General features: G+C 40.9%; 21 protein-coding genes and 1 tRNA gene. 7 read left to right on the forward strand and 15 right to left on the reverse strand.

Annotated features, from left to right (window positions below; genetic code table 11):
• Positions 1–37: 37 nt before the first annotated feature.
• Complete coding sequence (locus I8752_RS16150; protein WP_214433334.1) at positions 38–925, reverse strand: carbohydrate ABC transporter permease; 888 nt, start codon at positions 923–925, stop codon at positions 38–40.
• A 72-nt stretch (positions 926–997) separates the two neighbouring features.
• Between I8752_RS16150 and I8752_RS16155 the strand changes: the two genes are divergently transcribed.
• Both I8752_RS16155 and purN read left to right on the forward strand, forming a co-directional pair.
• Positions 998–1,939 (forward strand): type IV pilin-like G/H family protein, encoded by a 942-nt coding sequence (locus tag I8752_RS16155; RefSeq protein WP_214433335.1) that lies wholly within the window; start codon positions 998–1,000, stop codon positions 1,937–1,939.
• 7 nt (positions 1,940–1,946) lie between these two features.
• Positions 1,947–2,600: a phosphoribosylglycinamide formyltransferase gene (gene purN, locus I8752_RS16160; protein WP_214433336.1), complete on the forward strand. Its 654-nt coding sequence runs from the start codon at positions 1,947–1,949 to the stop codon at positions 2,598–2,600.
• Between the two features lie 101 nt (positions 2,601–2,701).
• Here purN and I8752_RS16165 read toward each other — a convergent pair whose 3' ends face one another.
• From I8752_RS16165 to I8752_RS16175, 3 genes are all read right to left on the reverse strand, one after another.
• Positions 2,702–3,346 carry a TetR/AcrR family transcriptional regulator gene (locus I8752_RS16165; RefSeq protein ID WP_214433337.1) on the reverse strand — a complete coding sequence of 215 codons (645 nt, stop codon included), beginning with the start codon at positions 3,344–3,346 and terminating at the stop codon, positions 2,702–2,704.
• Positions 3,347–3,443: 97 nt separating this feature from the next.
• On the reverse strand, positions 3,444–3,953 hold the full coding sequence (locus I8752_RS16170) for a GNAT family N-acetyltransferase (protein WP_225895692.1): 510 nt from the start codon (positions 3,951–3,953) through the stop codon (positions 3,444–3,446).
• Between the two features lie 53 nt (positions 3,954–4,006).
• Positions 4,007–4,240: a hypothetical protein gene (locus I8752_RS16175; protein ID WP_214433338.1), complete on the reverse strand. Its 234-nt coding sequence runs from the start codon at positions 4,238–4,240 to the stop codon at positions 4,007–4,009.
• A 219-nt stretch (positions 4,241–4,459) separates the two neighbouring features.
• Between I8752_RS16175 and I8752_RS16180 the strand changes: the two genes are divergently transcribed.
• Both I8752_RS16180 and I8752_RS16185 read left to right on the forward strand, forming a co-directional pair.
• A complete protein-coding gene (locus I8752_RS16180; protein WP_214433339.1) occupies positions 4,460–4,933 on the forward strand; it encodes a beta-lactamase hydrolase domain-containing protein in 474 nt (157 codons plus the stop codon).
• 237 nt (positions 4,934–5,170) lie between these two features.
• Complete coding sequence (locus I8752_RS16185; protein WP_214433353.1) at positions 5,171–6,889, forward strand: hypothetical protein; 1,719 nt, start codon at positions 5,171–5,173, stop codon at positions 6,887–6,889.
• A gap of 190 nt (positions 6,890–7,079) precedes the next feature.
• Here I8752_RS16185 and I8752_RS16190 read toward each other — a convergent pair whose 3' ends face one another.
• Both I8752_RS16190 and I8752_RS16195 read right to left on the reverse strand, forming a co-directional pair.
• Positions 7,080–7,979, reverse strand: a complete 900-nt coding sequence (locus I8752_RS16190) for a KilA-N domain-containing protein (RefSeq protein WP_214433340.1) — start codon at positions 7,977–7,979, stop codon at positions 7,080–7,082.
• Positions 7,980–8,112: 133 nt separating this feature from the next.
• A complete protein-coding gene (locus I8752_RS16195) occupies positions 8,113–9,048 on the reverse strand; it encodes a hypothetical protein (protein WP_214433341.1) in 936 nt (311 codons plus the stop codon).
• A 403-nt stretch (positions 9,049–9,451) separates the two neighbouring features.
• Here I8752_RS16195 and I8752_RS16200 point away from each other — a divergent pair, with 403 nt between their 5' ends.
• The gene (locus tag I8752_RS16200; RefSeq protein WP_214433342.1) at positions 9,452–10,372 is read left to right on the forward strand and encodes a class I SAM-dependent methyltransferase; all 921 of its coding nucleotides are present in this window, start codon (positions 9,452–9,454) and stop codon (positions 10,370–10,372) included.
• Entirely contained in the window at positions 10,365–11,336 is a 972-nt protein-coding gene (locus tag I8752_RS16205) for a PrsW family glutamic-type intramembrane protease (protein WP_214433343.1), read from the forward strand. Before I8752_RS16200 ends, I8752_RS16205 begins: the two co-directional genes overlap by 8 nt.
• Positions 11,337–11,490: 154 nt before the next feature.
• On the opposite strand, the gene I8752_RS16210 is transcribed toward I8752_RS16205, so the two are convergent.
• On the reverse strand, positions 11,491–11,865 hold the full coding sequence (locus I8752_RS16210; RefSeq protein WP_214433344.1) for a hypothetical protein: 375 nt from the start codon (positions 11,863–11,865) through the stop codon (positions 11,491–11,493).
• A gap of 1,291 nt (positions 11,866–13,156) precedes the next feature.
• On the opposite strand from I8752_RS16210, the gene I8752_RS16215 reads away from it, so the two are divergent.
• A complete protein-coding gene (locus I8752_RS16215) occupies positions 13,157–13,903 on the forward strand; it encodes a DUF561 domain-containing protein (RefSeq protein ID WP_214433345.1) in 747 nt (248 codons plus the stop codon).
• Between the two features lie 108 nt (positions 13,904–14,011).
• Here I8752_RS16215 and I8752_RS16220 read toward each other — a convergent pair whose 3' ends face one another.
• The 8 genes from I8752_RS16220 to I8752_RS16255 all read right to left on the reverse strand — a co-directional run bounded on the left by I8752_RS16220 (position 14,012) and on the right by I8752_RS16255 (position 21,195).
• The gene (locus tag I8752_RS16220; protein ID WP_214433346.1) at positions 14,012–14,395 is read right to left on the reverse strand and encodes a response regulator; all 384 of its coding nucleotides are present in this window, start codon (positions 14,393–14,395) and stop codon (positions 14,012–14,014) included.
• Positions 14,396–15,072: 677 nt separating this feature from the next.
• Positions 15,073–15,258 (reverse strand): hypothetical protein, encoded by a 186-nt coding sequence (locus tag I8752_RS16225; protein WP_214433354.1) that lies wholly within the window; start codon positions 15,256–15,258, stop codon positions 15,073–15,075.
• A gap of 262 nt (positions 15,259–15,520) precedes the next feature.
• Positions 15,521–15,694, reverse strand: a complete 174-nt coding sequence (locus I8752_RS16230; protein ID WP_214433347.1) for a hypothetical protein — start codon at positions 15,692–15,694, stop codon at positions 15,521–15,523.
• Between the two features lie 250 nt (positions 15,695–15,944).
• Positions 15,945–16,016: transfer RNA gene (locus tag I8752_RS16235), tRNA-Lys, on the reverse strand.
• Positions 16,017–16,071: 55 nt separating this feature from the next.
• Positions 16,072–18,333, reverse strand: a complete 2,262-nt coding sequence (locus I8752_RS16240) for a PAS domain-containing sensor histidine kinase (RefSeq protein ID WP_214433348.1) — start codon at positions 18,331–18,333, stop codon at positions 16,072–16,074.
• A 728-nt stretch (positions 18,334–19,061) separates the two neighbouring features.
• On the reverse strand, positions 19,062–19,889 hold the full coding sequence (locus I8752_RS16245) for a HEAT repeat domain-containing protein (protein ID WP_214433349.1): 828 nt from the start codon (positions 19,887–19,889) through the stop codon (positions 19,062–19,064).
• Positions 19,890–20,107: 218 nt separating this feature from the next.
• Positions 20,108–20,599 (reverse strand): phycocyanin subunit alpha, encoded by a 492-nt coding sequence (gene cpcA, locus I8752_RS16250; protein ID WP_214433350.1) that lies wholly within the window; start codon positions 20,597–20,599, stop codon positions 20,108–20,110.
• 74 nt (positions 20,600–20,673) lie between these two features.
• Positions 20,674–21,195 (reverse strand): phycocyanin subunit beta, encoded by a 522-nt coding sequence (locus tag I8752_RS16255; protein WP_214433351.1) that lies wholly within the window; start codon positions 21,193–21,195, stop codon positions 20,674–20,676.
• Positions 21,196–21,809 lie beyond the last annotated feature (614 nt).

The following is a 21,809-nucleotide window of genomic DNA, read 5'->3' on the forward strand; positions in this document are numbered from 1 at the left end:
CCCTGCTCCCCCTCATCTCCACTGCTCCCCCTGCCCTCTACTCTTCCCCCCAAGTGCGTAACTGCAAATACACTAGTACTAACGTCACAGCTAACAGTACTGTTGCTGCTGCTGCTGCATAACCAAAATCAAATTGAGCAAAAGCTTCTTGATAAATGTAGTAAACCAGCAAGTTCGTAGAATTTAGCGGCCCGCCACCTGTGATTACATAAACTTGCTCAAAACTCCGCAATGTAAAAATAGCGGTAGTAATTGCTGCAAATATTAAAGTAGGTCGCAATCCGGGTAGGGTGACATGCCAAAATTGTTGCCAGGCATTAGCTCCATCCAATTCGGCGGCTTCATAACGACTGCGGGGAATTGTCTGTAACCCTGCCAAAAACACCACCATATTGAAACCTAATTGTTTCCAAATACTCAATAAAATTAGTACTGGCATGGCCCAGAATGTGTCTCCTAGCCAGGAAATTGCTGGAATACCAACCAAGTTTAAGAAAGCATTTATAGGCCCGGTGGTTTGGAATAGCCAGCGAAATCCCAAACCAGCCGCTACAAGAGAGATAATTGAAGGTAGAAAATAAGCACTCCGTAATATTCCCTGCAAGGCAAGGGAGCGGTCTAATAACACTGCTAATCCCAAGGGAATGATTAGACTAGGAATCAGGGTAGCAACAGTAAAATAAAAGGTATTCCCCAAAACTTGCCAGAAATCTGGGGTAAATAGTAAGCGCCAGTAGTTTTTCAAGCCTATCCAGTAAGTACCTGCGGAAGTGAAACTACCAGCTGTGAAACTTAGATAAAACAAATAGGCGATCGGCCAAATCACAAAGACACCTAGCAATATCAGTGCTGGTGAGAGAAATATCCAGGCAGCAAATGTATCATTATCCAGCAATTGCATCCGAGATAAGCGCGATGTTTTCATGGCATTCTTGGCTTGGAGTTGTGTTATAAATGGGTCTGCTAAGATACTGTCGCTCTAGTTGTTATTAACTACATGTCTAAAATTTTACCTATTCCTGATAAACTTTCAATCGCTAGCAAAATGCTTACCTCTAGCGTATTTGTAGCATTATTGGTGACTCTTAATGCAACTGTACTGGCTCAACCATCAACAGCACCAATACCGACTCAATCTCAACCAAATCAGCAAAAAAACTCTGTTGCTCAGAAATTATTGGGTCAATGGCAAGCTAAAGACCCATCATCCTCAAACTCACTCAACTTTATTTTTGCCCCAGAAGGTAAATTATTTATTTATTTTCTTGATTCTAAAAATCCTACTGGTATCGAGTTGAAATATCGCATCAACCCGATACCAAAACCTATGCATATAGATATTACAATTCCCAGCAATCAGAAACCTGTGTTGACAATTTTTGAATTGACTGCTGATGGTCAGTTGCAATTACAAATAGAAGGTACTAATCCTGGAAAACCCAGACCCACAGCTTTTTCTTCTCAAGTTTCTCTGTTCCGAAAAATTTCCGATGCTACAACATTACCTGCTAATATCAAACTTACTGACCTCAACGACAACGAAATAAAAAGTAATAATCCACAATCTGAAGGTCAATTATTTATTGGCGCTATAAATCGCGCACAACAGGCTTATTACCTAGAAAACGAAAAATTTAGTTCAACACTTGAGCAACTTCAGCTTGGGATTAAGCCGGAGACTGAGAACTATCGCTATCGCATTCTCACCCAAGGCAACCAAAACCAAAGTGTAATCAGTACGGCTGCTGCGAAAAAACCCGAACTGAGAAGCTATACAGGCATTGCTTTCATCAGAAAAGTTAAAAATGATGTTTCAACATTTACAGCTATTTGTGAAACTGATAAACCTTCAACCATACCACCAGTTGCACCAAAATTACCTATAAAAGAATCTCAAGCAGTACAATGTCCCAGGGGTTCACATTTGTTATCGCAATAAACACTCTATGAGTGAATCTTTTACTATCGATACTGCTACCATTAGTCTCATTTCTCCCAACATCTCCAGCAACCAAGTTACACAAAGCACTCCCATGAAACTGGGAATTCTAGCTTCCGGCAATGGCAGCAATTTTGAAGCAATTGCCCAAGCTATTGAAGACGGGTATCTCAATGCTCAAATTCAAGTATTGATTTACAATAACCCTGCGGCTAAAGCACCACTACGGGCAGCCAACAGGGGTGTAGAAGCTGTTTTGTTGAATCATCGCAAATACAATAGTCGCGAAGCTTTTGACGAGCAAATTGTTCGGACTTTGCGGGATAACGATGTCGAATGGGTGATTATGGCAGGCTGGATGCGACTGGTAACACCAGTATTGATTGATGCATTTCCTAATAGAATCATTAATATTCATCCCAGTTTGTTGCCTAGTTTCAAAGGAATAAATGCTATTGAACAAGCCTTGCAAGCTGGTGTAAAAATCACTGGTTGTACAGTACATTTAGTTTGTTTGGAAGTAGATAGCGGCCCGATATTAATCCAAGCTGCTATACCAGTCTTGCCAGGAGACACACCAGAAACACTCCACGCCAGAATTCAAGTTCAAGAACATCGAATTTTACCACAGGCGATCGCTTTAGCTGCACAAAGACAATAATCGGGTCAGGGGAATACAGGATATGAGGGGAGTAAGAGTAATTTTTGTATAGTCTTTATTCCCCCCTATTCCTCTGCCCCCCACTTCCATCTCTTACAAACCTAGTCTAGTTCCTGGGTTATAGGCGCATTGTCAACTGAAAGGGGAGTAGTACTAATACCACGAACAAAAACATCTACACAGGTTTCGATATAATCCTCACAGCTATAGTTGTGTTGAGTACACTTTGCACTTCGACGCAGCATTCCAGCTAGCAGCATCCCTGTAAACATATCAACTGCGGGGAACGGGTCGAGATCGGGTCTGACCTGACCTCGTTTCTGACTAGACTGCAAGTAACTAACTAATTTTTCTCCTAAAGGTTTGGCGGCTTCTTGAATAATTTGTTTAGCTGCTTCGGGATGACGTTTGGCTTCCCCAATGAATGTACGAATTAAGTCTTCGTGAGCTTCCAGCATCGTATTGTAAAGCCGAGCATACTGCTTTAAATCTATTTTTAGATCCTGCGTCCACACTTTTGGATGTTCGAGAGCCTCTGTCTGAAGTGCTGAGGCATTTTCGATTGTCGCTTTTAAAAGTTGTTCTTTGCTAGAGAAGTGGCGAAATAAAGTCACTTCATTTACACCAGCAACGCGAGCTATTTCACGGGTAGTTGCTCCTTGCACACCTAAACTAGCAAATACCTGCGAGGCAGCTTCTATTAAACGTACACGGGTAAGAGCAGACGAACGGATAATTTTAGTCATTTAAGCTTGCAAGTACTGACTTGTAGTATATAGGATTCCTATTTAATTTTTGCCAAGCGTAGGTACACCTTTATTCCTTCTTTCCTATTCTCTACTTCTACGAGATAGTCAACGTTTTACTCATTTTAGTAACTGGGACAACTACATTGGTTCTTAAGTAGTGAGGCGCTCTTTTTATGGCTGTAAATCCTAGACGCAAATAAAATCCTTCAGCATAAAGGCTAGCAGTAGTCAGTACTTTATCTATACCTTGAGCGATCGCTTCGTTGCAAAAATGTTGCACTAAGATTCGCCCAATTCCTTTACCTTGATAACTTGGATGGACATAAAGCCCGATAAGTTCGTCAACAATGAAACTAGCAAACCCTATGACGATATCACCTTCAACAGCAACCCAGAAGGTCTCGGTTTTCATACTCTTCAAAATTTTTGAACCATCAGGCTTTTCGCGGTAATTGCGCCAAGCTAACAGTTCTTTGTGTGTATAGAAAGTAGCAGGTAGAGCTTTGATGGCAGCAATATGAATTGCACTCAGCACCCACGCATCCTTTTCTACAGCAGGTCGCAGAGATATTTCATTGGCGTTCATAGTTTCAGAAACTGGCATGAAAAATCACATACCTATTTGATTTTCTGATACCAGAATATCAGTTTCGAGCATTAAGGATTGTCGGGGCGATCGCAACCTGACTTTTCACGGGAAGTCTTCAAACCCTCGTTAAGGCTGGGTGTTGGGTGTAGGGAAAACAAGAAAGCCTGACTACACCCCACACCCTCTGACTTTTCCACATACCGTGAAAAGTCAGGATCGCAACACGTAATCAACTCAGCTTTTACATACGTACCTTTCACTCCTGACTCTTGAAGTATAAATTTTGGTAAATCTATCGGCAAAATTTATATTAAGTTCTAATATCCGGTAATCCTATCGACAAAGTGTATATTATTGATAAAGCAATAAAATAGCCAACCTCAAAAGGCAAAATCAGAGGCAATCAAGCGATAGCTTTTAGGATTTGTCTAATTTCGCTGTGCTTGTTTGAATAGCTTATAAAAGCTTGCTTAGAAATTGATTTACGACATTGGAAGGACTCGAAGGTTAAAGGAGTAAAAGTGATTAACGCTATCCGGATTAATGAAAACTTGACAACCACAGGACAAGTAATCCCACAACAGATAAAACAAGCTATCCAAGAGGGTTTTAAGTCGGTTGTAAATCTGCGATCGCCTGATGAACTAGGATTTTTTAAGGATGAGCAACAGGTAGTAGAAGCATTGGGACTGCATTATCTGAATGTGCCGCTGAAGTTAGAAGCTTTGAATGAAGAGTTGATTACCAAAATTTTAACGGCACTAGAACAGATTCCTAAACCGGCTGTGGTGCATTGTGCAGCAGGTATGCGCTCAACAGGAATTGCGTTATTGAGTATCGCTGTTGAAGAAGGATTAACACCAGAACAAACCTTAGCCAAGGCTCGGAGTTTAGGCTTTAGTTTCGTAGACCACACTAATGTTAGTCCCCGACTGAAGCAATTATTTGTGGATTACGTTGATAAACATGCAAAGGTAGCTGTAGCTACTCACTGAAGTAGTTAAGGAGACAGGAGGCTGCTTTCTGGCTGATGACATCAAAAACTGACTAAACTGTAATCATCGCACTTCAGCCACAAATATAGCGATCGCACTTCGCTCAAGCCTCTCTGTGCCTTGAAATTGCTTTGGTAAATCATGAAACTTTTAGTTGTAAGTACATTTACTCTGAGCTTAATTTGTTTTCCTGTTTTTGATAGTCGAGTAAAAGTAAAAACCCAATGGACACCGCAGCTGGAAGCTGAATTTGAACAGCGTTCCCAAGCGGTAATTAAAAAATTGGCAGGGAGAAACTATGGAAGTACAGCGGGTGAAAACGAAAAGAAATCTTATCCCAGGGCAATGATTGACTTTTTAGCGGGGAACCGAGAAAAAGCGATCGCATTTCTCCAGTCTGAAGATGCCGATGCCCAAAAGAATGCCCACACTTTAGGTATTGATTTTTACTCTGGTTTCACGCTTAAAGGTCAAGTCCGCAAATACTTTTACTTTGGTAAATATCTTGACCCGACATATCGCCAACGGATGAAAGAAGCGATGCGGATTCTTACAGAAGTAGATCCGCTAACGCGCCACTCCAGCCGTCGTCAGTTTGGGGAAAAATTACAAGACAACTGTAATACTTGGGTAGACTGCCGCAACACTGATAACTTAAAAGCAATGCGAGAAGTCGCAGTTTATTTGTTTGCTGAAGAAACTGGCAACGAAGCGACACGCAAAATATACAAACAGCGTCTAGAAAGAAATATCGATATCCTCTACCAAATTGGACAAGGAGAATGGGATTCCGAAAACTATTTAGGACATACAATTACTGCCTATGTAAATCTTTATGATTTTGCTAAAGATTCGCAGGTAAAGTCTCTGGCTAAATCTGCGCTTGATTGGTTATTTATTTCTGGGGCGCTGAAATATTGGCGGGGTGGATTTGGTGGCCCGACAAAGCGCGATTATAGTCAAGGAAATTGTGTGTGGTGTTCTCTGGCTACCCATGAATTAGGATTGTACTTTGGTGATTCACCTTTAGCAGATCCCGATCCTGCCGTTGATGAAGTCCATTTAATTACCAGCAGCTACCGTCCGCCATTAGCAGCAATAGCTTTAGCACGGAAGCAATTTCCCAAGCCGCTTGAACTATTCAACTCCAAACCCACTTATGAAAATTGGAAGCCTGGGGGAGAAGATGCACCCCAGTTTTACGAAACTCTTTATTTTGGCCATACCTTCCAACTAGGGACATTAGCTCAAGGTTCTGGCGGTGATTGGAATGGCTTTAAAATGTTGGCATTTAACCAGCAACGCGGTGTTGATTACTTTATCGCCGCAACGGGGACAGATGCTACTAAAATCTCTACTTCTTCAATCGCTGGTGATAATGTTGCACAATACCGAAATTTGGTAATCTGGCTCAACCAGCAGCCCAAAGCACCATTTCAATTCTTTTTACCAAAGTCTGTCAAATTAGAAAATATAAACGGCGTGGCTTTCATCCGCTACGAAAAGACATGGTTGGCACTGACACCAATTAATTTGAATATAGAAGGCATCAACGCGGCAGCAACAGAGAAAATCAAACAACGCTACCCTGACGATCGCATATTAACTGCGATCGCCACATCGAAAAACGTCAGTGGATTTGCCCTAGAAGTCGGCGAACAAGAAACCCACGGCAATTGGGAACAGTTTAAACGTTCTATCTTGTCACGTTCTCGCTTAAATCTCAATCAAATTGACGATGGAGTGGTTGAATATCGAGGAGTTGTAGGAAAACTGAAACTTCAGTATCAACATTCAAAACTACCAAAAGTTTGGCGGAATGGCTCTTACCATGATTGGCAAAAACACTTTGCTGTTTATCAAAATGCTAACGGCAGCAAAACACCAATTTACCAAGGCTGGAAACAAGACAAGCTAGAAGTGACAGCAGGTGGCTATCAGTTTAAAAAATATTGATTTGAAAATCGCTCTATGTTATAAGTTAATCTTATATTTAGGCAAAAGACTAAAAACCTTGCTATACAAGCATCTTACTTTATAGACATATCAACAAAGGTAACTAGGTTACAAAAAGTTCTCAAGATATTCAGAGACGAATGCCTAATCTGTTTTAGGTTCATACCACTTTAGAAACTAGGTTGTAACTTTAGACGAGTTTAGCCACAATCTTTGTAGAGCCTTGAGCAGCTAAAACAACTCTGTAGGCGGCTTGAGAACACGCTTGCCGACAAGATTGATTGCCTTGCAAATTATTGACTTCAATTTCATCATCGGCTAGCGCTTCCGCAAAGCTAAGGGCTGTCAATTGCTTTCTCGTCAAACTATCTCTAAGTCGTTTAGATTTCTTAGTTAATCCTAAAATCGCTCTGATTCTTTTAGAACGCCCTCCTAAAATTTCTAGATTAATAGCGTCTGCACATTCGGCAAAGCCATTACGCCCATTTTTTCGTCCAACACCATGAGCAGCAAGAATGCTGGTGTGTTGTTTGTAATTCTCGATGCTATTAATACGGTCTTGAATCCAGTCGTCTGATTTACCTTGCCTTTTCCATCCTTGAATAGCTCTATCTCGTCCTCTTTTGTAAGCCAGTTCTGGGTTGACTTCCTCCTCAATACGTTCCTTGAGTACAGTTAAAGTCCATTGATGAAACTTAGCTGAAAGAATCTGTGCATAATCAATTGCTAACTCAGGAGTGCCATACGTTGCAGGATGTCTCCCATGTTTAACAGTTTCAAGAATCCCAAGGATTTCAGAAGTAATGTATCGGGCTTTAGATAACTTGCTCCTTTGAGTTTTAACTCGGACAGGTGAGATGCCTGTCCCAAAAGCTAAATTTTCAAGCAATTCTTGGGTCTTATCAAGGCGTTTCCAATCTCGTGGAGATTTATTTGCTGGTTGTCCGGCAGCTTTCCACATATCAGTCAAGCTAACTAACCCGTCACTTGCGCGACGATGAACCAGGTAACCTTCGTAGTGAAGCTCTTGTGACTTGCTTTTACCCATGATTTCCTTTGGCTCAAGCCCATATAAAAATTTGGCGCACATGTATTAATATGTGCGTATCAGCTTTTGGACGGCAGGATAATTAAAATCCTCAGCACTGAGTTTAGGAGACCCGTCTAGCACCAAGCGCCGCCCATGAGTTGACAAAGCCGTGAAGTAATATCACCGCTTTGTTTTATGAATTTTTGGATTTAAGTTTAGCTATCACATTTTCTGTTTCTATTCCAGGGCCAAGAAGTCTACGCAATTCTTGTTCTCTTTCTTCAACTTGCTCTAACAGTTGTCCAAGTTGATCTGATAGCTTACTAAACTCTTTTAGCTTTTGCGTAAGTAAGTTAAATCTCTCAACAGCATTTTTATCGGCAGGTTGAGAAGCTAATGGCTGTTGAAAAGATTCTGTATTCATATTTGACTCTTCCGCTAGAACATGATTACTATTGTCAGATTCCGGTTGAGAAAAAGATTCAGCTTTATGCTGATTTTTGATTCCAGATAAAATATGAGAAATTCCAGGACACAGAAAGTACAAAAATTCTCCCCTGCCAGCAGTGTCAGAAGATGCTACTTCACGATTAACTATTTGCAAGTCGAAAAATTTTTTTAGATGTTTATTGACAGTTGTTGTATCGCACCCGATTCTTTCAGATAAAGATTTAGCCGACTGCTTTGTGTCACCAAGCAAATGATAAATTTTTTGGGCTGTTGGTGGCATATCCACAAGGTTTTTATAAAACTGTCGGAGTTGGTATAGCCCGAAAAGCTCATCCTTGCTTGACTTCCCTTTATCCGAATTACAATCCACAGTTTCTTGGATCGGAGTGCCATTATTACCGTTATTGCTTGGCTCAATTGATTTTAGTGCTTCAATTACATCGCCAAGGATGATTTTAATTGACTCATGTAAAACGAAATAAGTCTTTACGCCTGGAAAATCAGGATGCTGCCTTGGAGACTGTAAACTACCAAGCAAATCTTTTTCCGCAAGTTCTAATAATCGCTGGCTTGCCGTGCGTCTTTCCAGGCAAACTTCTTGGGCAACTTCCTTGATTTTCGCTTGGTTTAGGACATATACGATGACAAGAATGCGTAGATGTATATCTGATAAATTCAAAATGTTATCGATTAACTGCTTGCTGGAATTATCGACAGATTGCCTCAAGCGGAGCAGTTGACTACGCAGCAGTACGTCATCTAGACTAAATGTTAGTCTAGACATGGTAAAACTCCTTAATGTAGGGGTTTGTGTCGGCTTCATATCCTAGCGGTGTAAGCGTTGTGGCCTTGGAAATTCACGTAGCTTACTCCGCTAGAGGTAGAAGCTTAATTTTTAAACAAGCAGATTTAAGCTTGCTCTTTAAAATATATACCATCCTGGAATAATAGATGGAATCCTGAAATAATTTTTCCAGGATTAAAAGCGATTTACTTGGTATCCAGTCCATGAATATCAATTTTTAAGTTTTTAGTTCCTCACCTCATCTTTTTTGAATGCAAAGATGGTTCAACGCAAACTTATGACCGCTGCTGTACAAACTTCTCCTAGCTTCGCCACCCGTTTGGTAAATGGCATACTGGCTATCAAGCCTTTAGCCAACCTAGCCAAACACCAAGCCAGACAAATGATGATTAAACGCGCCGAGAAAATTGGCGTACCTTGGACGAAAGAAGTACAGAAATTACAATCCCTTGATTGGGAAAGCGATTTCGCTCAAGTGCAAAACTCTCAGCTTTCCTACCCAGATTACTACCTTACCTCCTTCCACGCCTATGAAACTGGAAATCTTAGCTGGCAAGCTGCTTTTGAAGTAGAACCTGCTGCTTACGCCGTCCACGCGAAAATTTGGCAGGGTGCTAAAGCCCAAGGCGATGCCAAACTACGCCAAAGTTACCACGATATCCTCAAACCCTCTCTTGCCCATGAACCGCAAGACATTCTAGACTTGGGCTGTAGCGTCGGACTAAGTAGTTTTGCTCTGCAAGAAGTTTATCCCCACGCCAAAATCACAGGTTTAGACCTATCTCCCTACTTTTTAGCCGTTGCTCGCTACCGCGCACAACAACGTCAAGCTAAAATCGACTGGGTTCATGCCGCAGCTGAATCGACTGGGCTACCAAATGCCTCATTTGATTTAGTCTCCATTTTCTTGGTTTGCCACGAATTACCACAATTAGCAACCCAACAAATTTTTGCTGAGGCACGGCGCGTACTACGTCCGGGTGGCTACTTAGCAATTATGGACATGAATCCCAAATCTGAAGCTTTTGAGAAAATGCCGCCTTACATTTTGACGCTGCTCAAAAGTACTGAACCGTATTTAGATGAATATTTCGCCTTAGATATCGAGCAAACTCTGGTTGAAGCAGGTTTTCAAACTCCCACTATCGCTAGCAATAGCCCCCGCCATCGCACCGTCATTGCTCAGGTGAGTGGATAATTTCTTTATCGTGCTGTGGGCAGCAATTCCACCATTGCTGCTTCTAGGTTATTACTGTTGGCGCGTCCAGTTTACCCCATCTCTGTTATGGTTGCTATTGATATTTATCTTTGGGGCAATATCTGGTTTTGCTGCCCTGAAGCTAGAATTTCTTTTTGAAGATGTAGCAAATTCGGTTGTAAACTGGCGGTGGCTCCAGTATTCGCTCTTTGGTGTTGCCCTGCGGCAGCTTGTAGAAATCGGCCCTATTGAGGAAGGCTGCAAGTTTGTCGCAGTTATTATCCCAATTTGTTATCTTCAACGCAAGTATCAATTACGCGCTAGTAGCGTCTTTATTTTCACTATAGCCGTTGCCCTGGGATTCACTGCTCAAGAGAACTGGATTTACTTATTCTACGGCACAGCCTCAATTCTTAACCGTGTCATTGGTACGCCAGTCCACGCCATGTTTTCTGCCCCTTGGGGATATGCTTTGGGAATATATATATCCTCTAGGATGCGGTTACATCAATATAAGAAATCGATTCCCAAGGCTTGGATAAATTCTGTAATCTGTCATTCCCTAGCGAACGTTTTATCTAATGCTGGGGGTTACTCAGCACCCATCAGTTTCCTTAGTTATGTTTTATTTCCATTTTTGTTGTGGATGTTTTGGCGACTAGAACAACTGTTGCGAAGAGTCGAAGGTAAACGCCCTATTGTCTTAATTTATGGACATACACCTCAACACCGTTATTGGCAGCGGGGTTTAGTGCTATTTGCCTTGATGCTGGGTGGAAATGCTATTTTTGGGCTGTTTCTTCTAGTGCGCGATCTTAGCCCTTTGAGTTTGTCGCAGCTTTTTTATCCTAACGTTTTATGGTTTATACTCAGCCGCTTCTCGCTCAATTTTCTCTTTGGAGCCATAGCTTGGGTAATTTATCGCTATTTGCGATATTCAGCGCGTCGTCGCTACTTTACTTGAGAATTGGCAGGAGGTGGAGGGGCGGAGGGGCAGAGGAGCAGAGGAGCGGAGGAGCAGAGGGGCAGAGGGGAATAAAAACTATACAAAAATTACTCTTATTCCTCCTATCTCCCCCTGCTCCCCCTGCTCCGCATCCCCCATCTTCTTGTCCCCTTCACTGACTAGGCGAGTCTTCTGCTGGCAAGATGTCATTTATACTGATTATCCACGGGATACCCTGATTTACTGGAGAACTGATACTAATCTTGGCTAGGTTGGCAAACCTTTTTAACTTAGCGGCTAGGTGGGGAACAGTTGTCATAATATGCTGATAGGTTTCAATATCATGACAAATCAGAATTAACATCAAAATGCCGCTATTAACTTTAAAATACCAGTGGCAACTAGATAACAAAATGCGTACTATGCGATCGCACGCTAAGTAAAATCTTTTTTTAGTTACTTCTTCCAGTTGGCTGAGTAGTATTTCACTCATTAGCCTAGTTTTATGTGTAGGCAAGTCATCGGGAGATAGATATGGTTGTTTCATAGGATTTCACCCTAATTTCAAAGCTTAAGAGGCTGACGAAAGTTCAATTCTTTGGAGATGACTATGAATCACATGAAGTTTGGTAATTACGTCAGATTGTAAATAAGTCTCATGTGATATCTATTCGCTCCTATAGGACTTTTTATATAATTAACATTCGAGTTTCTCTAATTTTCCTCATATTTCTTTAGCAATTAGTCTATAAAAGTCAATAATTTGTAGCTCATCTTAAAATATATTAGGTGCAAAAGCTAAAGTATGAAATAAAGATGCCAGCCCTATATAAATAGGTAAAATCTCCAAGAAAGTTACCGAATTTCAGAATTTTTAACTTTGTGTTTGAGTGAGGAAAAAATTGACTTTAAATAAATAGTAAATAATACTTATATAAACAGCTTTTTGTCATTTACAATGGTGTACTTACCTACACCGTATTTTAATAGCAAAAACTAGCTCTAGTTCCTGGCGATCCGCTAAAGCGATCGCCAGTTCTAAGTCTTTGCGCTCAACTCCTTAAAAACAAAATTTTTGAGCTAATTTTGGAAGTTTGCTTTACCATAGGATCGTAGTAGGAAAACGTAGCGATCGCGTGCATGTATTAAGCTAACAAGCTACCAAACGCTAGTTAACAGGTTATTTGCTACTGTCACATCCAGTAGTGTAAAGTTAACAGTGTGAAGCAAAGCTTTGGTGAAAAGGCTAGTCAATAATCAGGCATGTGTAGTTTCTCATACCTATTGAACCACTACCTCAGCAGAGTTGAAGTAGGTTAAAACCGCATCTGTTTATAGGGTCAATCTTTGCTAACTTCTGGGTTAGTCATATTTAGACTATCCCGTAAATTTGAAGTCTTATCAATTCACTGACCTGATTAACTTTGCTTAGTCCAAAATTTTGGGCGCAAATTTATATTTTCAGCATTTTGATAACGGGATGCTCAATTGAAAGCCGACAAATTTAAATTTGTCGGCTGCTTATCCACTTTTATGTGTAATTAAATGTCATGAGTGATTTTGATTTTATCTTAACTATCTGTGTCCTAGCGGTAGCTTATCTATTCAGTATTTACTTGTGTATAGCGCTTTTTCAGAATTCAAACGAGTAGCTGCAACAAGTCAAAAATGAAAAGTAGTCAGCACGGGGAGTCTTCAAGCGTCAAAGGCTTTCCTTGTAAAAATCTAAAACTCTGAAAATTTGGTCACTGCCATAGTAATTTTTGCTTCTCTTACAACCTCGAACGTCTGAGTAACGGTAAAATAAACCTAATTTTCGTAGCCTCAAAACAAAAACTATGGCAATGCATCCTGCACTCCAACGTGCATTTACTAACCGCTGTGTCCTCAAAGTCATCAGCGGTTTAAATAACTTCGATCGCGATCGTGTCGCTGCTATTATCAAAGCTGCCGAGCTTGGTGGTGCTACTTTTGTCGATATTGCTGCCGATCCTGCTTTAGTTGATTTAGCGAAAAACTCGATTTATTTACCAGTTTGTGTATCAGCTGTAGAACCAGAAAAGTTTGTCCAAGCTGTGGCAGCTGGTGCAGATTTGATTGAGATTGGGAATTTCGATGCTTTTTATGCTCAAGGACGCAGGTTTGAGGCAGAGGAAGTTTTAGCATTGACTCACCAAACCCGCGCGCTGTTGCCGGAAATTACTCTATCTGTCACCGTTCCCCATATCCTGGAACTAGATAGACAAGTGCAACTAGCAGAAGAACTAGTAAAAGCTGGGGCAGACATTATCCAAACAGAAGGGGGTACTAGTAGCCAGCCAGCTCACTCTGGAACCTTGGGATTGATTGAAAAAGCTACTCCCACCTTAGCAGCAGCTTACGAGATTTCTCGTGCAGTGTCAGTACCAGTATTATGTGCTTCCGGCATTTCTAGTGTGACAGCACCCTTAGCGATCGCCTCTGGTGCTGCTGGTATTGGTGTTGGTTCCGCCATCAACCAACTCAATAGCGAAGTGGCAATGATTGCCGCTGTCCGTAGCTTAGTAGAAGCTTTGGGGACGACAAAAGTGCTGAGTGCGGGATAGCATAACTAGCCTGGAACCCCGTTCCAGGCTGTTATTTAGAAGTACTTTCATTAACTAAAAATAGGTTTGATTTTGACTAGTTTGTTATTCATACCCAGATCGAATCAATTAACTTACTTCTAAAATTGATTTGACTTTGGCGACAAATTCATCAAATTTAACTGGCTTACAAAGAAATCCAGCTACTTCATCTTTCAACAAATCTTCTTCTTTAGTAGCTGAGACAACTAAAATCGGCAGGGTTGTTAGTTTGAGATTTTGCGTCACATAATTAATTACATCCCAACCACTCATATCTGGCATCATTAAATTTGTAATTAGTAAATCAGGTTGGTTCGTCTGAATCTTGGAAATGGCTTCCAAACCACTATTTGTAGTTTCTACCTGATAACCTTGGGATTCTAAGGTGATTTTCAGGATTTGAACCATTTCTTCAACATCATCACAAACTAAAATCTGTTTAGTACAGTTCTCTGGATTAATATTAGTCACTATTTACTTGAATCCAAAAGATTTATGTAATCTTAGATTACTAAAGAATTGAAAAAATACAATTATCTCAAGTTAGAAAATAATTAAATTGTATATTTAACTTTGTTTAACTAAGTATATAAATGTGTTTTTTTTACTTTTTAGCTTTTCGTGTTTCTATTTGAATACTTACAGTATTGACATTGCAAAATAACCTTAATTCATTTTTTTATAGGATCGACGCAGTATTTTTTAGTTTCTTTCTCGCAATAGAAGGCACTTATTATCAGTAAAATGTCTAAAATCGAAAAAATTCCTTCGAGGCGAAAGCGCTATAAAATTCTGAAATACAGAAGGGAATTTTATTTTTCGATTGCAAGAACAATACTGACAATATTTAATTAAAAGTGCCAAAACAGACACAAAAATTTCTTCACGTTTATCAAAATAATTGATATTATGTGAAGTTAACCTGTATATATAACTACTTCTCACGCTTTTTGATATTGAACTAGATATGACTAAAAACCTACAAGGCGGTTGGAAAAGCTTGATTTTTGATTGTAAATAATGACTTCTTTGAATTGGATGTAGCAAATTTTCAATCCCACACAGGATAAGAATTTTGTGACTATCTTGCAGGAAATCACACACATCCCAGCTTCAAAAGTGATGGGATGTTTTTGATTAAAAAGTCCCTATAATTGTTGAGCTACCAAGCGGGCAAATAATCCTTCTTGCACAATCAGTTCTGAAAAAGTACCCACCTGTACTACACAACCGGAATCAATCACATAGATGCGGTCAGCATGGCGAATTGTGCTGAGGCGATGGGCAATGACGACGCGGGTAGCGTTTAATTTAGCTAAACCTGCGATCGCCAAAAATGTAACACATATAGCATAATTCAGGATTCATATACTCTTACACAGATACAATGATTGCGATCGCTTAATATTTTGCTTGGGCTAAAAACCACCAAACTCTATTGACGCTAAAACTACAAATTCACTTTACACAGGTTGCTGGGGACTGGGGACTAGGGATTGGGGATTGGCAATACCAAGTACAGCCAAACTCTGGGAATCTAGTCCTTGTAGATTAAGCATTTCAGACTTTTACTGCTAGCCTTTGTATAATTGGCGGTCATAAACTTTCTAAAATCGTATCTACGCGATGCTGAAAATCAGCGATCGCTTCTTCATGAGTAGGAGGCAACACTTCCTCTTCTTCTTCTCCCACACGAAAGCAAACTTTACCATTCCGGCGAACCGTGTACTTGTACCCCAGAATGCGAGAACGCCAATCACCTCTAGCCAATCTAGATGCATCTGATTCTCACACTGTATGAATACTTGCCCAGAATCCTTTGTATTTGTAGCTCATACAGCTTTTAGTCAAAATTCCCTTTTTGTCTAACTTTAGCAGTGCGATCGCGCTGGCTTTTTAATTAATTTAGTCAAAATATTTAGTCAAACATTAACCCCGGAAGCGGGGGTTTTTGAGGGGGATACTTGCTGATTTTAGGCAAGAGATAGTCAACGAAAATGACTTGAATCTCTGAAGTGAGTGGGTGACGAGGGATTTGAACCCGCAACCAATAGATTAAGAGTCTACTGCTCTACCGTTGAGCTAGTCACCCATACAGGGGATAATTATAGCAAATTTCTGATTAATTTACCAGTCTTGGGCATGAGTTATGGTGTAGTTGCTTTCGGAAATTCAACAATGAAGGTAGTTTGACCGGCTGCACTTTCTACATGAATTGAGCCTCCTAAATGTCTGACCATTTTCTGCACTAATGCCATTTCCAATCCTGTGCCACTATATTTCCGGGGATCGTTTTTAGAAAGGCGATAGAATGGCTCAAAAATCCGTGAGAGGTCGCCAACTGAAATTTCTAATCCGGAACTAGCGATAGTTAGCTGCACTGTATCTTGTATTAAGCAAGCAGATACCGCGATCGCTTCCTCTGCTGGGGTGTATTTGCAAGTGTAGTTTAACAGTTCGGTAACGATTCGCTCTAAATCAGTGATATCTGTCTCTAATGGCAAAATTGCAGTTGGAATCGTCAGCTTTAACTGCTGTTGCTGACAACTGGTGATGTCTCGGAAAGACTCGACAATTGGAGTCAGCCAAGTTTGTAAATCAATGGCGATTAAAGTCGGAGGGTCGGGTTCGGTTTCTAGGTATGTGAGTGTTAGCAGATCGTTAATTAATTTGCTTTCTCTGCTACACTCGTTATGCAAAATCTGCAATAGTTGCGGTACTATCTCTATATCTAACGCCCCTTCTGGTATTAACACGCTTTCGAGTGTTTGGGCAGCTAGGCTGATACTAGTTATCGGTGTCCGCAGTTCTTGGGATAGAGTTCTCAGAAACTCGTTTTTGAGGCGTTCTCGTTTTTCGAGTTCTCTGACCTGCACTTGGGTGTTTTCGTAAAGCCGCGCTTGGCGAATGGCGATCGCACATTCATTTGCTAGCTGCTGCACTAGTTCTATTTCAAATTCGTCAAACATCTCCTGTGTGGATCGCAGCAGCCAAAAATTTCCCAAAATCCCTTGGTCGTCAAAGATCGGACAAGCTAGCTGGGTGACTACATATAACTTGGGATGCCATCCAGGAACAATTTCTATTGATTGTCGATATTCTTTTGCCAAAAGTGGTTGATAAACTTCAAGAAAGTCTGCAATCTTGCGAGTAAATCCCATTTCTGGAGGTAAATTAGTTGTTGCATATTTGTAAGCAACAGTTGCGTGAGTGCGAGAGTGGTTATAAAGTTCGATATAGCAAGAGTCAAGTTTCAGTAACTTTACCAATTCTTGAGTGGCTGCTTGTAGCACTTGAGTTTCATTGTGATTGTCGCGGATTTGTTCGGTAATGCGTCGCACCAGTGCTTGAAAGTTCTGCGTCTGCTGTAGTTGGGCTTGATGCTGCTGTGCCTGCAAATCGAATTTCGCTCTCAACTGCTGTATTTGCTGATGTAGTTCTGCTTGCTGGACTGCAATTCCGATTTGGGTTGCTACTTGTTTGAGTAAATCAATTTCTATCTGCTGCCATTGATAAGGTTGATAGCAATGCTGGGCAATCAAAAGCCCCCATAAGTCTTGTTGTAACAAAATTGGCACTACTAAATTAGCTCTTACCTGCAAGGAAGCTAAAAAATCTATTTGTTCGGGATGTAACCCTGCTGCATAGATATCTTCAATTATTTGAATACAACCGCCACCATAGCGTTCTTTGTATTTGATACTAAAACCAGGATCTCGAAAGTTTTTGCCTAAAAGCGAACTACCAGCAGTTACAGTTGATTCGGCTGCGATTGTGCCACTTCCGTCAGGTTGGATATGGTAAATCAAGATGCGATCGCAATTCAAGCACTGGCGGATTTCTTTAACTGTCAGGTTTTGAATTGCATCTAAATCTAAATATTCCCGAATTCTTTGGGCGATCGCTTCTAATATTTGCTCTCGTTCGGCTTGAATTCCTCTAGCTTGTGCTACCTGTTTCGCAGGAGTAATATTACTACTAGTGCCAATCAGTCGATAAATCCTGGAGTGACCATCCCGCAATGGTGTGAGAGTCGTACTCCACCAGGTTGGAACTCCCTGAAATTGCAAGCATTGTTCGTAGGAAATAGTTTTGCCAAACTGCACGCAATCGACATAATGCTGACGTACCCTAGCAGCATCAACCGCAGAGAGAATATCTTCTGGTTTTTTGCCCTTGAGATCCTCTGAGCGAATACCTAACCATCGCTCGTGCGTGGGATTGAGTGCTACATACTCAAAATCACCATCCTCTAGGACATCTACCACAAATATAGATGCTTGCACAGAATCATACATACTCAGTAGAAACTGTTCGTTACCACTGTTTTGGTCTAATTCTGACCCGAAGAGAATATGAGGATATGATTTTTTCAACTCTACTATTGATTCTGCTGGATTTATATTCATGCGAGAGTCCCTATTTGCTATTACTGACTCTTGTAGGCGCTCTTTTGCGATCTTGCTTTGATCGAATGTCCTCTAGCACCTAATTGCGAAGTATTTTCAGCCTTTGCTGATGATAATTTTATCTTTTCCTACTTCTTCTCAGAAATCTAGACAAGTCAATAGCAGTAAGGGTAACAAGTTCTACTTTTTCAGGATTAAAACGCATCTGCAACTTAGGGCAATTGTACGGATATTTTTTATTAATATTTTTTAATATTGCATATATTTAACTGAATTCAACTAATAAATTATTTAAAATGTTATATTTCTTAATTATGTTAACATTACATAACTAAAAGGAGAAAATATTAAAGCAGCATTTGTGTCGTAATGAATAGGAATCGACAATTTTTATAAGCAAATAAATAGCAGATAAACAGCAAATAAACGTTTATTTTAATTATTGGGCTGATAGAGAGAAAATTTCACCTAAAATCTTGTACTAAGTGACTGTAAATCGCAATTACACAAGCAAAATCTCCCCATACAGGTTTAAAAACTTTCATTTTTCGTTAGTCTGCATAGATAGATTTATTTTGAAGTAGCATTTTCAAAATGAATGATTTTAGATTAATAAATTTCAAGGAAATGATTGTATCTAGTCTTGAAGATTTCCTGAATTTAATTTAACTGCACTACAGATTTTTGAGACTAGAAGGGCAATATTTTTATTCAGCATTGTGACAGTTCTAAAGTAATTCATCCATCAATGTCATTACTTTAATTGCCCCTGGGGATAAATCTGGTAGTGTAGTTTGTTGCAATTGCTTTTCTAATAAACCTTTAAGAGCAATTAGTTTGAGACTGTTTTCTGCTAAAGTCTGGGCGATCGCTTCGGCAGCAGGCAAATACGCGATCGCTCCCAAATCAGCTAAGACAGTCCGGCGCAGTTGCAAATTATCGTTGGAGAGTCCTTGCACTAAGCGATCGCCATATTCATTGGCTTTGTCTGCATCGGCAGTTAACAGGTACATAGCCCGCGCTGCGGAATATTGAATCCGAGGGATAAAATGATCTAAAAAAGGGCAAATCTCTGGAATTGCCTCTGTTGCCCCTAAAGTTCCTAATGCTTCCAAAATTGCATCATAAGGTTGAGCTAATTGAGGGGGTTCTGTAGCGGGTAGGGTTCCAGGGACGTTATCTTTCAGCAACTCTATCAAGAGCGGAATGCAAGACAAGTCTCCTAACATTTCTAGGGATTGTGCTGCTGCTTCCCGCACATAAAAATCGGAACATTCTAGCGCCCGCATTAGTGGTGCAACTGCCCGGCGATCGCCTAGTTTTCCTAATGCCCGTGCTGCATTCCGTCTGAGGGGATAGCCACCAACTTCTGTACGATCTTCCTCATCTGCTAATGCCGCAATTAACACATCTATTGCTTCTTGATCGTCAACTCGAAACCGCCCTAACCACCAAGCAGCATATACCCGCAATCCTAAATCTTCTCCTTGGAGATTAGCGATCGCTTGCTCTACTGTTAATTGATTCTCGTCCTGGATACCATATTCGTTTTCCATAGCTAAACTATTAAAAATTAAAAACCCTTCAATTTTATAAGTTTAAAAAAATTTCTGAAAAGCTATAAATAACCTATTTTCGCTGAGATAAACGAACTTTAAAAAAGGGAAACCTTAAATCTTTAATTTTTAATTCCTCATAAAAAACAATGCCCGGAGTTGTATGCAATCGCCAACACCTGTCAGTCATTGCATACCCCTCCGGGCAAAAAGAGCGATTAGCTTAGAGCGTTGATAGCGTAGTCGATGTAAGAGTTAGCTTCAACAGCTGGGTCGCCGCTCAGACCGTGGTTAGCTTTGATGTACTTCAAAGCTTCAATGTACCAGCTAGGAGACAATTCAAAAGTTTTGTTGATTTCAGCTAGACCACTGATTAAATAATCATCCAATGGGCCAGTACCACCAACAACTAGAGCGTAGGTGATAATGCGGAGGTAGTAACCGATGTCACGAACGCACTTGTCTTTGCCGGTTTGAGTAGAAGCGTAGTTGGGGCCTTGGGTGCTGGTGGTGTAGGGGAACTTTTGGTACACCGCATTCGCAGCAGATTGAGCTAGGCTTTGAGCATTTGAACTCAAAGCTTTAGCAGCTTGGAGGCCAGCGGGAGCTTGGCGCAAGCGACCAAATCCAACTTGAAGTTCAGAGGAGCTAAGGTAGCGACCTTGAGAATCAGCAGCAGCAACTGCTTCGGTTAGAGGTGTTTTTGTCATTTTTTATCTCCCAATTATTTTGTGAAAATGTAGCAATGGTATCGATCGCGAATCGCTTACGAACAAGTCAGCGATTAAGCAACAGCAGCAGCTGCTTTGTCAAAGTAGCCACCCAATTCAGAAATCAGGCTGCTGCAATCACCATAGGTAATACCGTTGGTGTTGTTAGCGATCGCGATCGCTTTGTCTTTGAGCTTCTTAACACCCACTGCCACAGAAGCACCGGGAGTACCTAGAGCTAGATAGGTTTCTCTCAGACCATTCAAGCAGCGGTCATCTAGAACGCTGGAGTCTCCAGCGAAGATAGCATAGGTAACGTAGCGCAGGATAATATCCAAATCGCGTATGCAAGCTGCTGCACGACGGCTGGTGTAAGCATTGCCTCCAGGAGCAATCAACTGGGGCTGTTCCGCAAATAGTTCGCGAACTGCATCAGCAACAATTGCTGAGGAACTGCCGGTAATACGGTTTACGATGTCCAAGCGCTTGTTGCCATCAGCAACCAATGCACTTAGAGCATCCAGTTGAGAACCGCTGAGGTATTCACCTCTTGCATCAGCTTGAGAAACTACCTTTGCAAATGCGTCGAGAACCATATCAATCTCCTAATGTGTTTTCTTGAGCAGGGTTTAGACTACAACCGAATCGGGTTTAGCTTGGCGTAAAGACTACCTAAGCAGTCTGGGTAAGGCAAAGCCTATTGATGAGCCACTAGCGAAATGTTTTTGTTTCTTCCAATTCTTCATAATTGGGAAACTTTTACATTTCTTAGTCTAGATTGACTTGCACTAGCCCGAACAACTAGGTAGGCGAACAACCTGTACCTATTTTCTAGACCTGCATTTCAACCTCTTTCTTTGTTTATACTATGTCGTTGGATCATTTTTTGTTACGAATTATCATGAGTTTTTTGCTATTTCCTTAACATTGCTTAACAATCCCACTCATAAAGTGGGACTGGGGACGCGGGGACAGGGAGATGCAAAGAGGCGGGGGCAAGGAAGACAAGGAAATTGAATAAGAATTCAGAAGTCAAAATTTAGGAGTCAGAACTTTCGGCGTAGGGGATTCAAACCCATCACTAATTCTGGCTCCTGACTCCTGAATTCTATTTTGATAACTATAGCCATCGCCAGTAGTGTTAGGACATCAACAGACGATCAAACCTAGACACAAAAAGACTTTTCACCCAGTCCCCAGTCCCCAGTCC

Source organism: Dendronalium phyllosphericum CENA369 (assembly GCF_016056275.1).
Taxonomy (GTDB): domain Bacteria; phylum Cyanobacteriota; class Cyanobacteriia; order Cyanobacteriales; family Nostocaceae; genus Dendronalium; species Dendronalium phyllosphericum.

Bases quoted from the DNA above. Each gene is read 5' to 3' on its own strand.
- I8752_RS16190 (WP_214433340.1), bottom strand. From the start codon at position 7,979: ATGTGCGCCAAATTTTTATATGGGCTTGAGCCAAAGGAAATCATGGGT.
- I8752_RS16255 (WP_214433351.1), bottom strand. From the start codon at position 21,195: ATGGTTCTCGACGCATTTGCAAAGGTAGTTTCTCAAGCTGATGCAAGA.
- I8752_RS16240 (WP_214433348.1), bottom strand. From the start codon at position 18,333: ATGAATATAAATCCAGCAGAATCAATAGTAGAGTTGAAAAAATCATAT.
- I8752_RS16155 (WP_214433335.1), top strand. From the start codon at position 998: ATGTCTAAAATTTTACCTATTCCTGATAAACTTTCAATCGCTAGCAAA.
- I8752_RS16165 (WP_214433337.1), bottom strand. From the start codon at position 3,346: ATGACTAAAATTATCCGTTCGTCTGCTCTTACCCGTGTACGTTTAATA.
- I8752_RS16215 (WP_214433345.1), top strand. From the start codon at position 13,157: ATGGCAATGCATCCTGCACTCCAACGTGCATTTACTAACCGCTGTGTC.
- purN (WP_214433336.1), top strand. From the start codon at position 1,947: ATGAGTGAATCTTTTACTATCGATACTGCTACCATTAGTCTCATTTCT.
- I8752_RS16170 (WP_225895692.1), bottom strand. From the start codon at position 3,953: ATGCCAGTTTCTGAAACTATGAACGCCAATGAAATATCTCTGCGACCT.
- cpcA (WP_214433350.1), bottom strand. From the start codon at position 20,599: ATGACAAAAACACCTCTAACCGAAGCAGTTGCTGCTGCTGATTCTCAA.
- I8752_RS16150 (WP_214433334.1), bottom strand. From the start codon at position 925: ATGAAAACATCGCGCTTATCTCGGATGCAATTGCTGGATAATGATACA.
- I8752_RS16200 (WP_214433342.1), top strand. From the start codon at position 9,452: ATGACCGCTGCTGTACAAACTTCTCCTAGCTTCGCCACCCGTTTGGTA.
- I8752_RS16245 (WP_214433349.1), bottom strand. From the start codon at position 19,889: ATGGAAAACGAATATGGTATCCAGGACGAGAATCAATTAACAGTAGAG.
- I8752_RS16210 (WP_214433344.1), bottom strand. From the start codon at position 11,865: ATGAAACAACCATATCTATCTCCCGATGACTTGCCTACACATAAAACT.